Raw genomic sequence first — 12757 nt, 5'->3', positions numbered from 1 at the left:
CACATTTACCCCGTCCGCGCGCACGGGTCGTGACTGAGCCGTTGCACATTCGTGTACTCGCGTGAGGCTTTCCCACGGTCCGGGGGCCGCTTGATCGTCGCCTGACCGGGTCTGGTGGTCAGGCTCCTCAACGCGGCCCGGGGGCCGCTTGATCGTCGCCTGACTAGGCTGTCCGAACGTGCCCGAATCCCCGACCGACGCCGAACTGCTTGCCACCGCGCAAGTCGCGCTGAACCGTCACGGTGACGTGCTGCGCGAGATCGGCCGGGTGTTCGCTGAGGCCGGACACGAACTGCACCTCGTCGGCGGCAGCGTGCGCGACGCGCTGCTCGACCGGCCGCTGACGGATCTGGACTTCACCACCGACGCACGGCCCGACCAGATGCAGCGGTTCCTGCGCGGGTGGGCCGACGCACTGTGGGACACCGGCATCGAGTTCGGCACACTCGGCGTCGGCAAGGGTGGCCATCGCCTGGAGATAACCACGTTCCGCGCCGACACCTATGACAAGGTCTCTCGCCATCCGGAGGTGCGCTTCGGCGACAACCTGCACGACGATCTGGTGCGGCGCGACTTCACCGTCAACGCGATGGCGGTGCGCATCACGGCCGACGGACCCGCCGGCTTCGAAGACCCACTGGGCGGGCTGGCGGCTCTGCGCCGCCGCGAGATCGACACGCCCGCCGCCCCGGAGGTGTCGTTCGGCGACGATCCGCTGCGCATGCTGCGCGCTGCGCGGTTCGTGTCGCAGCTGGAGTTCACCGTCGCGCCGCGAGTGCTGGCCGCGATGCGGGAGATGGCGCCGCAGCTGGGCCGCATCGCCGCCGAACGGGTGGCCGCCGAACTGGACAAGCTGCTGCTGGGCGCCGACCCGGTGGCCGGCGTCGACCTGATGGTGCAGACCGGCCTGGGGGAGGTGGTGTTGCCGGAGGTGGGCGCAATGCGGATGGCCATCGACGAGCACCACCAGCACAAGGACGTCTACTGGCATTCGCTGACGGTGCTCAAGCAGGCGATCGCCCTCGAGGACGGTCCCGGGGGGCAGGAAGGCGGTCCGGATCTGGTCTTGCGATGGGCGGCGCTGCTGCACGACATCGGCAAGCCCGCGACCCGCAGGCACGAGCCCAACGGCGGCGTGAGCTTCCACCACCACGAAGTGGTGGGAGCCAAGATGACGCGCAAGCGGATGCGAGCGCTGAAGTACTCCAAGCAGATGATCGAGGACGTATCCCAGCTGGTCTACCTGCATCTGCGGTTCCACGGCTACGGCGGCGGCAAGTGGACCGACTCGGCGGTGCGCCGCTATGTCACCGACGCGGGACCGCTGTTGCCCCGGCTGCACAAGCTGGTGCGCGCCGACTGCACGACCCGCAATCAGCGCCGCGCCGCGCGGTTGCAGGCCAGCTACGACGAACTCGAGGAACGAATCGCCGAACTGGCCGCCAAGGAGGACCTCGCACGGGTACGCCCGGACCTCAACGGCAACGAGATCATGGAGATCCTCGGCATTCCGGCCGGACCGCAGGTCGGTGAGGCGTGGAAGTACCTCAAGGAACTGCGGCTGGACCGCGGCCCGCTGTCACACGAGGAAGCGATCGACGAATTGGTCAAATGGTGGAACGCCAAGGGGCAGCGAAACGTCTGACCGGGCATGGACTACTGCCTCGGTGATGGCGACGGCTCGGCCACCATGTGGACCGCCGCGCCCGACGTGGACATCGACGGCGACGGCGGCTTCGACGCGGTGGGCCTCGACTTCGACGGCGACGGCCTCGTCGACGACGCGATGGCCGACCTCGACGCCGACGGCCTCGCCGAGCACCTGGTGCGCGACCACACTTCCGACGCCGGCGCCAGGGCGTACTTCACCGACGACGGCACGGGCACGTGGGCGGTCGCGGTCGACCGCGGAGGTGCGTTGCGGTGGTTCGGTCTCGACGGGGTCGAGCACGCCGGTGGACCGCTCGTCGACCTCGACGGTGACGGGGACGCCGACGAGCGGCTCCTCGACACCGACGGCGACGACCTGGCCGACCGCGCGGTGAGCCCGGGACTGGCCTTCGTCGACGCCGACGCCGACGGCCGGTGGGACGTCAGGCTGACCGACGGCGACGGCGACGGGTTGGCCGACGCGGCCGGGTCGCCTTAGCCGCGGCCGGGTCCCGGTGGGCCCGCGAACGCCTGCGCGATGTCAAGCCACTGCTCGGCGTCCACGCCCCGCGCGCTCACCTCGAGATCGGCCCGCGGTCTGCGCTGGGTGACGAGCATGCAGAAGTCCGCGGCCGAACCCGTCACGCGCTGTTCGGCGTCCTCGGGTCCCCAGGCCCAGGTGTCGCCGTCGGGCGCGCGCAGTTCGACCCGGAACGGTTCGGCGGGGGGCTGACGGCCGTTGACGACGAACGCGAAGTCGCGAGTGCGCACCCCGATGTGGGCGATCGACCGCAGCCGGGCGGTCGTAGGCCTGGACACCCCCAGCGCGTCGGCGACGTCGAGACCGTGCGCCCATGTCTCCATCAGACGGGCGGTGGCCATCGAGGGCGCACTCATCGGCGGTCCGAACCACGGCAGCTTGCGCCCGTCGGGAACGGTCAGCAGCGCGTCGTGCAAGCGGGCGCGGGTCCGGCGCCAGTCGGCGAGCAGGCGGTCGGGCGGGGTGGCGGCCAGTTCCTCGGCGCCGGCGTCGACGAACCCGCCCGGATCCTGCGCCGCCTCCTCGAGCACCGCCGCGAACGCGGCCTCGTCGGTGACCGCGGTCAACGCGACCCGGTCGGTCCACAACAGGTGGGCGATCTGATGGGCGATCGTCCAGCCCGGCGCCGGCGTCGGCTCGGCCCAGCGCGCCGGCGGCAGGTCGGCGACCAGCGCGTCGAGCTCGTCGCTCTCGGCGCGCAGGTCGGCCACCATCGGCCCGGCGTCTGCCACGCCGGCCACTTTAGCCCGCGGTTCGCCTCGCCAACGTGGCGTGTCCGGTCAGTCCCAGCAGATACACGGCCACCCCGCCGAGCGCGAGGGCCGGCAGATCCCCGTCGGGCGGAACGACGCCGGCCGCCAGCGCCACCGCGCCGATGAACGAGATCCAGAACAGCGAGTCCTGCACGGTGAACACGTGGCCGCGTAACGCGTCGTCGACGTCGAGCTGCATCGCGCTGTCGGCGCACAGCTTGACCACCTGACCCGCCATGCCGAGCAGGAAGCCGCAGACCACCATGACCGCCAGCTGCAGGCCGGAGGCGGCGAGCTGGATCACCGCGGCCAGCGCCAGCGCGCCGTTAGCGGTGGCGTAGCGGCCCCACCGTCGCACCGACAGCGGCATCACGACCGCGGCGAGGAACGAGCCGGTGCCGGTCGCGGCGACGAACAGCACGGCCGTGGCCAACCCCGCGACCTCCTGGGTGTCGCTGTGGCGCACCATGACCAGCACCAGCAGGGTGTTGATTCCGAACACCATCCGGTGCGCGGCCAGACCCGCCAACGTTCCCCCCACCGTGGGCACCGAGGCGACCGTGCGGATGCCGTGCACCCACCCGGTGGCCACGGCGTAGAGCACCGACCCGTGGACCGCCCGGGCGCTGTCGTCGGGACCCAGCAGGTGCGGCGGGAAGCGCCACGCCAGCCACAGCGCCAGCGCCACCGGAGCCGCGACCAGCAGCATGATCACCGCGGCGCCGGCATCGTCGGCGCCGAAGAGCCAGCGCGGCAACAGCATGAAGTTCGCGCCGAGGAATGCCGCCGCGGCACCGGTCGCCGTGGCCACCGAGTTCATCGGGACCACCTGGTGGCGGGGCACCACGTGCGGCAGCGCCGCCGACACCCCCGAGGAGACGAACCGGGTGAACCCGTTGACGACAAGAGCACCGCACAGGACCGGCAGCTCGCCGGCACCGGATTCGAGCAGCGCGGCGACCGCCAGCACCATCAGCTGCCGGCCGATGTTGGCGCCGACGAGCACCAGCCTGCGGTCCCACCGGTCCAGCAGCGCACCGGCGAACGGACCCAGCAACGAGTAAGGCAGGAACAACACCGCGAAGGCGCCCGCGACGGCCCACGGCTCGGCGGCGCGTTCGGGATTGAACAGGATCGCGCCTGCCAGTCCGGCGGCGAACAGCCCATCGCCGAACTGGCTGACCAAACGCAGTTCGAGCAGCCGCCAGAACTCCGGCATGCCGCGGACCGTGCGCCACACGGCGATGGGCGCGCGGGTGTCGGCCACTAAAGATCACGTTCCTCATCAGCCGCGGATCAACGGGACCGGACCCACAGTACAAATATGACTGCCGGCCGCGCTTGTCCGTCCTCATCCCGGGGGCTGGTGACATGATGGACGGGTGGGGCAGTCAGAGGAGCCGGAGGACCGAAAAGAGGAAGTCGCTCCCGCGGCGCACCGGGTGCGGGCTGGGACGCTGCTGCTCGCCAACACCGACCTGCTCGAACCGACCTTCCGGCGAAGCGTCATCTACGTAGTCGAGCACAACGACGGCGGCACCCTCGGAGTCGTGCTGAACCGCCCGAGTGAGACCGCTGTGTACAACGTGCTGCCGCAGTGGGCGAAGCTGGCCGCCAAGCCCAAGACGATGTTCATCGGTGGTCCGGTCAAGCGGGACGCGGCGCTGTGTCTGGCCACTCTGCGGGCGGGGATGCAGGCAAACGAAGTTCCAGGGCTGCGACATGTGCAGGGCCGCATGGTGATGGTGGACCTCGACGCCGACCCCGATTCGATCGCGCCGGTGGTCGAGGGCGTGCGGATCTTCGCGGGCTACTCCGGGTGGACCATCGGCCAGCTCGACGGTGAGATCGAGCGGGACGACTGGATCGTGTTGTCGGCGTTGCCGTCCGATGTGCTCTTCGAACCGCGGATCGATCTGTGGTCGCGGGTGTTGCGCCGTCAGCCCCTGCCGCTGTCACTGTTGGCGACCCACCCGATCGACATCAGCCGCAACTAGCAGCTCAGCTGCAGGGCAGCGTGCAGGACGCACATGCGCTTCCGCATCCGCCCGTCGCCGCGACGGCCTCCGCACGGGCCCTGGCCGTTTCTGCGGCTCCCGCCGCGACTGCCGTGGCGCTCTGCCACGAACCGGCGGCGATGGTGCCGGCCGCGCCGAGCACGCAAACGATCAGGACCACCAGGCCGGTGCCGGGTGCGGCCAGCCCGACGACGCCGCCCGCGGCGAGCATCGCGGCGGCGGCCAGCTGCGTGGGCGCGACCGAGCTCAGCACGGCCTGCACCGGATCACCGGATGTGGGCCTGCGCAGCGACCACAGTCCGAGCCCGGCGGTCGCGACGGCGGCGCACAGGCAGAGCACCGCGGCGATGAGCATGCGCCTCAGGATACGAGGCGCGCCGATGAGCAACGGAAGGGCGTCCCCCGGGCGCCAGGCTTCGCCCGGGGGACATGCCTATCCCGGTAGGCCCAGAAGCTGGGGCGCCGCGGACGCGACCGGTGCGGCCGGCGCGGCGGGGGCGGTGGCCGGGGCCGGTGGTGGCGGGGGAGTCGCACCCGGCGGTGCGGGGACGCTCACCCGGAAGCCGTTGACGATCGCGTCGGTGGCGTCCGCGGCGGGCACGACCTGGTCGAGGCTGGTGGTCACCGCCAGCGACACCAGGTATCGGTCGGGCCCTGCGGTCGCGATGACGTGGCGGCGCGAGGTGTTCAGCGTCATCGCGTTGTCGCGGTAGGTGCCCTCGATCAGCGCCGACGGCATGCCACCGAACTGGGCCAGCGAGGCGTCGGTGGACCGCCAGGCCGGCAGCTGCTGGCTGTCGACGAAACCGTGGCTGATGGCCTCGTCGGGTTCGAAGTCGCCGACCAGCTTGTACACCACCACCTGGGCGTTCGAGGTGTACAGCCCGTTGCCGCCGACCCGGTCGGCGATCACGGCGAAGGCGTCGGGCACGTTGGGGTCGGGAACGTGCGCCCAGCCCCGGGGCATCGGCAGCACGATGTTGAGCGCCTTGAAGTCGCGGCTGGACTGCGGTTCGAGCCGGACGCCTTTGGACTCGAAGAACTCGGTCAGAGTGCCCGACCGCGCGGGCTGGATAGCGGGCACCTGGGCGACGGGCGCAACGGCGGCGGGTGCGCCGGCCGCGGGTGGGACGGCCGCGGGCGGGAGAGCCGCGGGTGCGAGGCCGGGGGCGACGGCGGTGGGCGCCTGGGCGACGGGCGCGGCGGCGGGTGCGACGGCCGCGGGCGCGACGCCGGTCAGTGCCTGCGGGGCCACTGTGACGGTCTGGGTGACGGTGGCCGGGGCGGGCTGCGGTGGGAGCGGGGACAGGGGCTCGGCCGATGCGGTCGTGCCGGCGAAGCCGAGGACGCCGGCTGTCGCGGTGGCCGCACCGGCAGCCAGAATCCGCCAGCGCGGGGCGATCTCGATCATCAGCGTCGGTCCTTCCGAACTGCACGGGTTTGGGTCAGGCGCCGACCATAACCAGCGGCCGAGACGCGCCACCAGGGCCGGGACCGACCTGCAACCGTGTTCTGACATCCCCGCAACGGAACCGATATCAACCCGTGGCCGGGCCAGCCGGCCACCCCGCTCGCGGAGGAGCACGATCGCGGTGCTTATACCCTGTTCACGTGACAGAAGCGCCGAGCACCGACACCCCGCAGCACCGCTATACAGCGGAGCTGGCCGGGCAGATCGAGCGCGACTGGCAGCAGCGGTGGGCGCAGTCGGGGACGTTCGACGTGCCTAACCCGGTCGGGTCGTTGGCGCCGTCCGACGGCGCCCCGGTGCCCGCCGACAAGATGTTCGTCCAGGACATGTTCCCCTACCCGTCCGGGGAGGGCCTGCACGTCGGCCACCCGCTCGGTTACATCGCCACCGATGTCTACGCCCGGTTCTATCGGATGACTGGCCGTAATGTGTTGCACGCCTTGGGTTTCGACGCATTCGGTCTGCCCGCCGAGCAGTACGCGATCCAGACCGGTACGCATCCGCGGATCCGTACCGAAGCCAACATCGTCAACTTCCGGCGCCAGCTGGGCCGGCTGGGCTTCGGCCACGACAACCGCCGCAGCTTCTCGACCACCGACGTCGACTACTACAAGTGGACGCAGTGGATCTTTCTGCAGATCTACAACGCCTGGTTCGACCCCGCCGTGCAGAAGGCGAGGCCGATAACCGAGCTGGTGACCGAGTTCGACTCGGGTGCACGCACTTTGGCCGATGGACGGACGTGGTCGTCGCTGTCGTCGGGAGAGCGGGCCGACGTGGTCGACGGGCATCGGCTGGTGTATCGCGCCGACTCGATGGTGAACTGGTGTCCAGGGCTCGGCACGGTGTTGGCCAACGAGGAGGTCACCTCTGACGGCCGCAGTGAGCGCGGTAACTTCCCGGTGTTCCGGAAGCGGCTGCGGCAGTGGATGATGCGGATCACCGCGTATTCCGACCGGCTGCTCGACGACCTGGATGTGCTGGACTGGCCCGAAAAGGTCAAGACCATGCAGCGCAACTGGATTGGGCGCTCTACCGGCGCCACCGTGTTCTTCGCGCCCGAATCGGCGCCCGGCGCGAACGTCGAGGTGTTCACCACCCGCCCCGACACGCTGTTCGGTGCGACCTACCTGGTGTTGGCTCCCGAGCACGAACTGGTCGACCGGTTGGTCGCCGACGAGTGGCCCGCAGGCGTCGACGCGCGATGGACCAACGGCGCGGCCACCCCCGCCGAGGCGGTGGCCTCCTATCGGGCGGCCATCGCTGCCAAATCGGACCTGGAGCGGCAGGAGAACAGGACCAAGACGGGGGTGTTCCTGGGCGCCTATGCGGTCAATCCCGTCAACGACGAACGCATTCCGGTGTTCATCGCCGACTACGTGCTGGTGGGCTACGGCACCGGGGCGATCATGGCGGTCCCCGGGGGCGACCAGCGCGACTGGGAGTTCGCCACCGAGTTCGGGTTGCCGATCGTTGCCACGGTCGCCGGCGGTGACGTGGCCGAAGGCGCCTACACCGGCGACGGGGAGGTCATCAATTCCGGGTTCCTCGACGGCATGACCGTCGCCGGGGCCAAGGAGGCGATCACCGCGCGCCTGGAGGCCGACGGCCGCGGGCGCGCGCGCGTCGAATACAAGCTGCGCGATTGGCTGTTCGCGCGCCAACGGTATTGGGGTGAGCCGTTTCCCATCGTCTACGACGCCGACGGCCGCGCGCACCCGCTGCCGGAATCGGCCCTGCCCGTCGAGCTTCCGGATGTGCCCGACTACTCGCCGGTGCTGTTCGATCCCGACGACGCGGGCAGCGAGCCGTCGCCGCCGCTGGGCAAGGCCACCGACTGGGTGCACGTCGAACTGGACCTGGGTGACGGCTTCAAGCCCTACACCCGCGACACCAATGTGATGCCGCAATGGGCGGGCAGCTCCTGGTACGAGCTGCGCTACACCGACCCGTACAACAAGGAAGAGTTGTGCGCCAAGGAGAACGAGGCGTATTGGATGGGTCCGCGGCCGGCTGAGCACGGCGCACAGGACCCCGGCGGGGTGGACCTCTATGTCGGTGGGGTCGAGCACGCTGTGCTGCACCTGCTGTATTCGCGGTTCTGGCACAAGGTGCTCTACGACCTGGGCCACATCAGCTCGCGCGAGCCGTACCGGCGGCTGGTGAACCAGGGCTACATCCAGGCGTTCGCCTACACCGACTCGCGGGGCGCCTACGTGCCGGCGGCCGAAGTCGTTGAGCGGCAGGGGAAGTTCTTCTGGCCCGGCCCCGACGGCGAGGATCGCCCAGAAATAGAGGTGTTCCAGGAGTTCGGCAAGATCGGCAAGAGCCTGAAGAACTCGGTGTCGCCCGACGAGATCTGCGACAACTACGGCGCCGACACGCTGCGGGTCTACGAGATGTCGATGGGTCCGCTGGAGGCGTCGCGACCGTGGGCGACCAAGGACGTGGTCGGCGCGCACCGGTTCCTGCAACGGGTATGGCGGCTGGTGGTGAACGAAGACACCGGGGCGGCGGGCGCCACTGACGATGCGCTCGACACCGATACGCTGAAGTTGTTGCACCGCACCATCGCCGGTGTGTCCGACGATTACCGGAATCTGCGCAACAACACCGCGGCGGCCAAGCTCATCGAGTACACGAACCACCTGACCAAGCAGGGCGTTGCGGCCCGCGCGGCGCTCGAACCGCTGGTGCTGATGGTGGCGCCGCTGGCCCCGCATCTGGCGGAGGAACTGTGGCGGCGGCTGGGCCATGACACGTCACTGGCGCACGGTCCGTTCCCCGTCGCCGACGAGCAGTACCTGGTGGAGGACACTGTCGAGTATCCGGTCCAGGTCAACGGCAAGGTCCGCGGCCGGGTCACGGTGGCCGCCGATGCGCCCGTGGACGCGCTGGAGGCCGCCGCACTGGCCGACGAGAAGGTGCAGGCGTTCATCAACGGGGCCACGCCCAAGAAGGTGATCGTGGTGGCCGGCCGCCTGGTCAACATCGTGATCTAGGCGCGGCGAGTCGTCACCGGCGCGGGCGCACGATCACCTCGTGCACGTGAGCGTCCGGCGGGGTGTGCACCGCATCGGCGATCACCTTGGCCACCGACTCGGGGCTGAGGAACCGCGCGGGGTCGTACTCGCCGCCCTCGTAGGCGACCAGCCCCTCCTGCATCTCGGTGGCGATGCGGCCGGGGTGCACCGACGTCACCCGCAGCGACGGCTCGTCGGCTCGCAGCGAATCGGCGAACGAGCGCAGCGCGAACTTGCTCGCCGAGTACGACGCGAGCCCCGGTGAGGCGTTGATCCCGGAGCCGGAGTTGACGAACAGCACGTGACCGCGAGCGGCGCGCAGTGCGGGCAGCAACGCGAGCGTGAGCGCGACCGCGCCGATGAGGTTCACCTGCATGGTGTCACGCCACTGCGCGACGGTCGATTCGCCGACCCGCGCCGGGTGAGCGGTGCCTGCGTTGTGGATCAGCAGGTCCAGCTCGACGATCGGCTCGACGGCGGCCTCGATGCCGTCCACATCGGCCAGGTCGACGGGCCATGTGGTGGCGCCGAACCGGGCGGCCACCGCATCGAGCGCGTCGGACGGCCGGCCGGCCAGAAACAGGGTGTGCGTCGGCGCCAACTCCGTCGCGATCGCCGATCCGAGCCCCCGCGACGCACCTGTGATCAGAGCACTGGGCATCCGAGCCGCCGGGGCGGCGCCATCCGGCATGAGTCCACCCTACCGACCTGCGCGCCGGGCGCCGGCGTCGCATGATTGAACGGATGCCCCTCGATCCGACGTTCGCCCCGACCCAGCTGGCGGCCCGCGCCGCCTATCTGCTGCGGGGCAACGACCTGGGCACCATGACGACCGCGGCCCCGCTGCTCTACCCGCACATGTGGAGCTGGGACGCGGCGTTCGTGGCGATCGGCCTGGCGCCGCTGAGCGTCGAGCGCGCCGTCGTCGAACTCGATACGCTGCTGTCGGCGCAGTGGACCAACGGCATGATCCCGCACATCGTGTTCGCCAACGGAGTCGACGGCTACTTCCCGGGTCCGGCCCGGTGGGCCACCTCGGCGCTGGCCGCGCACGCGCCGCATAACCGGCACACCTCCGGCATCACCCAGCCGCCGGTGCACGCGATCGCGGTGCAGCGCATCCTCGACCAGGCCCAGACCCGCGGCCGGTCCACCCGTTCGGTGGCCGAGGCGTTCATCGACCGGCGCTGGGACGAGTTGGTCAGTTGGCACCGCTGGCTCGCCGAGGCGCGCGACCCCAACGAGCACGGCAGGGTGACGCTGTACCACGGCTGGGAGTCGGGGATGGACAACTCGCCACGCTGGGACAGCGCCTACGCCAAGGTGATTCCGGGCAACGTGCCCGAATACCAGCGCGAGGACATCGCGATCGTCACCGACGCCAGCCAGCGGCCGACCGACGTCGAGTACGACCGCTACCTGTGGCTGCTCGAGGAGATGAAGTCGGCGCGCTACGACGACGAGCTGCTGCCGAAGGTGATGAGCTTCGCGGTGGAGGACGTCTTCGTCTCGGCCATCTTCTCGGTGGCGTGCGACGTGCTGGCCGAGATCGGCGAGGACTACCGCCGCCCCAGCGCCGACGTGCGCGATCTCTATGAATGGGGCAAGCGGTTCCGGCAGGGCGTCGTCGACACCGCCGACGAAAGAACAGGAGCCGCAAGGGATTTCGACGTACGCACCGGCGACTGGGTGGCGACCGAGACCGTCGCGCAGTTCGCACCGCTGTTGTGCGGCGGCCTACCGCACGACAGGGAGCGGGCGTTGGTCAAACTGCTCGAGGGTCCCCGGTTCTGCGCGCACCCCGACCTGAAATACGCGTGCATCCCCTCGACATCTCCGGTGTCGCGCGACTTTCGCCCACGCGAGTACTGGCGGGGCCCGGTGTGGCCGGTCATGACGTGGCTGTTCTCCTGGTGCTTCGCCCGCCGCGGCTGGGCCGAGCGGTCCCGGCTGCTGCGGCAGGAGGGTCTGCGTCAGGCCAGCGACGGCGCGTTCGCCGAGTACTACGAACCGTTCACCGGCGAGCCGCTGGGCAGCATGCAGCAGTCCTGGACCGCGGCGGCGGTGTTGGACTGGCTGGGCTGACTTCGGCTATTCGGCGATGCGCTCCAGCGGACCGAGCGCCTTGGTCAGCGTCTCGAGGTCCTCGGGGCCCAGCTTCGCCATGAGTGTGGCCAGGTGAGCGCGCCGGGCGGCCAGTGCCTCCTGGTGCTGGGCCAGCCCCTCCGGGGTGATCTCGACCAGCACTGCGCGCAGGTCGGATGGGTCGCGAGAGCGCTTGACCAGCCCCAGCTTCTCCAGCCGGCGGATCGCCACGGTAGTGGTGGGAGTCCGCACTCGCTCGTGCGCGGCGAGGTCCGTCATCCGGATCGGCCCCTGCTCCAGCAGCGTCAGCAGGATCGACAGCTGGGCCAAGGTGAGGTCACCGGTCTCGCCGCGGTTCGAGTTGTCACTGCGGCGCAGCACGGAGAACACCCGGGACAACACCCGTTGCAGCTCCCCCGCCAGTGCAGCGACCTGCGGCTCGACCTCCACCATAATGCAGGCAGTCTAACCTGTCTGGTCCTGCCATGTTGGAATGACGGTCACGTGAATCGTCGCTGCTGCGAACGGATGCGCCGATTCAGAAGGCGCGCGACGGTGCGCCCGCCGCCTGCATCACGCCGCGACGCACCAGTTCGGCCAGCATGATGCGGCCCATCGCGTCGGCGCGCTCGACGCAGGCCCGCCGCGCGCCCTCGGTGTCGCCCCGCTGAATGGCCGCGGTCTCCGCTTCGTACATCGGCAGCAGCTCGTCGATGTTGCGCTGGTAGGCCACCCAGAACGTCCGGGGGATGAATGACTGCGACGCCCGGATCATCGCGGCCAACCGCGGCCCGGCGTACTCGTCGTTGATCGCGGCCCGGTACGCCCACGCGGTCTCCTGGAACGCGCGGGCGTCCCTGGCGTTGCGGATGACGCCCATCAGCCCGGCCAGCCTGTCGATGAAGCGGGGATCGGCCGCGGTCGCCGCGCGGGCCGCGGCCACGCTGGTCAACACGCCGTACAGCTCGTGGTGCTCACGCAGGACCCCGGCGTCGAACCGTTCCACGAAGGCTCCGCGGTGGTACCGGGTGGACAGGATGCCGTCGTGTTCCAGTTGCACGACGGCCTCCTGGATCGGCACCCGCGATAACCCGAGCTCGTGGGCGATCTCGTTGCGGTCCACCCGGTCGCCGGACTGCAGCTTGCCCGTCAGGATCAGATCGCACACATGCGCGACCACAAGGTCTTTCTCCTTGACCCCATACTTCTTGGGCATG

General features: G+C 70.2%; 12 protein-coding genes. 5 read left to right on the top strand and 7 right to left on the bottom strand.

What is annotated here, in order from left to right:
* Positions 1-178: 178 nt before the first annotated feature.
* A complete protein-coding gene (locus K3G64_RS09185; protein ID WP_238949289.1) occupies positions 179-1645 on the top strand; it encodes a CCA tRNA nucleotidyltransferase in 1467 nt (488 codons plus the stop codon).
* A gap of 6 nt (positions 1646-1651) precedes the next feature.
* Positions 1652-2149, top strand: a complete 498-nt coding sequence (locus K3G64_RS09180; RefSeq protein ID WP_238949288.1) for a pullulanase — start codon at positions 1652-1654, stop codon at positions 2147-2149.
* Here the strand turns inward: K3G64_RS09180 and K3G64_RS09175 are convergent.
* A complete protein-coding gene (locus K3G64_RS09175; RefSeq protein ID WP_238949287.1) occupies positions 2146-2922 on the bottom strand; it encodes a TIGR03084 family metal-binding protein in 777 nt (258 codons plus the stop codon). The two genes, K3G64_RS09180 and K3G64_RS09175, sit on opposite strands and share 4 nt — an antisense overlap.
* 10 nt (positions 2923-2932) lie before the next feature.
* Complete coding sequence (locus K3G64_RS09170; RefSeq protein ID WP_238949286.1) at positions 2933-4210, bottom strand: MFS transporter; 1278 nt, start codon at positions 4208-4210, stop codon at positions 2933-2935.
* Between the two features lie 115 nt (positions 4211-4325).
* Between K3G64_RS09170 and K3G64_RS09165 the strand changes: the two genes are divergently transcribed.
* On the top strand, positions 4326-4940 hold the full coding sequence (locus K3G64_RS09165; RefSeq protein ID WP_238949285.1) for a YqgE/AlgH family protein: 615 nt from the start codon (positions 4326-4328) through the stop codon (positions 4938-4940).
* Positions 4941-4944: 4 nt separating this feature from the next.
* On the opposite strand, the gene K3G64_RS09160 is transcribed toward K3G64_RS09165, so the two are convergent.
* Together K3G64_RS09160 and K3G64_RS09155 are read right to left on the bottom strand one after the other, a co-directional pair.
* Positions 4945-5316 (bottom strand): hypothetical protein, encoded by a 372-nt coding sequence (locus K3G64_RS09160; protein ID WP_238949284.1) that lies wholly within the window; start codon positions 5314-5316, stop codon positions 4945-4947.
* Positions 5317-5394: 78 nt separating this feature from the next.
* Complete coding sequence (locus tag K3G64_RS09155; protein WP_238949283.1) at positions 5395-6372, bottom strand: LpqN/LpqT family lipoprotein; 978 nt, start codon at positions 6370-6372, stop codon at positions 5395-5397.
* A gap of 101 nt (positions 6373-6473) precedes the next feature.
* Here K3G64_RS09155 and leuS point away from each other — a divergent pair, with 101 nt between their 5' ends.
* Positions 6474-9434, top strand: a complete 2961-nt coding sequence (gene leuS, locus K3G64_RS09150; RefSeq protein WP_370647177.1) for a leucine--tRNA ligase — start codon at positions 6474-6476, stop codon at positions 9432-9434.
* A 13-nt stretch (positions 9435-9447) separates the two neighbouring features.
* Here the strand turns inward: leuS and K3G64_RS09145 are convergent, their stop codons facing one another.
* Positions 9448-10116: an SDR family oxidoreductase gene (locus tag K3G64_RS09145; RefSeq protein ID WP_238950544.1), complete on the bottom strand. Its 669-nt coding sequence runs from the start codon at positions 10114-10116 to the stop codon at positions 9448-9450.
* A gap of 83 nt (positions 10117-10199) precedes the next feature.
* Here K3G64_RS09145 and ggh point away from each other — a divergent pair, with 83 nt between their 5' ends.
* Complete coding sequence (gene ggh / locus K3G64_RS09140; RefSeq protein ID WP_238949280.1) at positions 10200-11540, top strand: glucosylglycerate hydrolase; 1341 nt, start codon at positions 10200-10202, stop codon at positions 11538-11540.
* A gap of 6 nt (positions 11541-11546) precedes the next feature.
* On the opposite strand, the gene K3G64_RS09135 is transcribed toward ggh, so the two are convergent.
* The gene (locus K3G64_RS09135) at positions 11547-11993 is read right to left on the bottom strand and encodes a MarR family winged helix-turn-helix transcriptional regulator (RefSeq protein ID WP_238949278.1); all 447 of its coding nucleotides are present in this window, start codon (positions 11991-11993) and stop codon (positions 11547-11549) included.
* A gap of 85 nt (positions 11994-12078) precedes the next feature.
* Positions 12079-12756: a GntR family transcriptional regulator gene (locus tag K3G64_RS09130; protein WP_238949276.1), complete on the bottom strand. Its 678-nt coding sequence runs from the start codon at positions 12754-12756 to the stop codon at positions 12079-12081.
* Between the last annotated feature and the right edge of the window lies 1 nt (position 12757).

Source organism: Mycobacterium sp. IDR2000157661, from assembly GCF_022317005.1.
GTDB lineage: Bacteria > Actinomycetota > Actinomycetes > Mycobacteriales > Mycobacteriaceae > Mycobacterium.
Note: the sequence above shows the minus strand (reverse complement) of the source record. Positions and strands in the feature narration are given on the sequence as shown.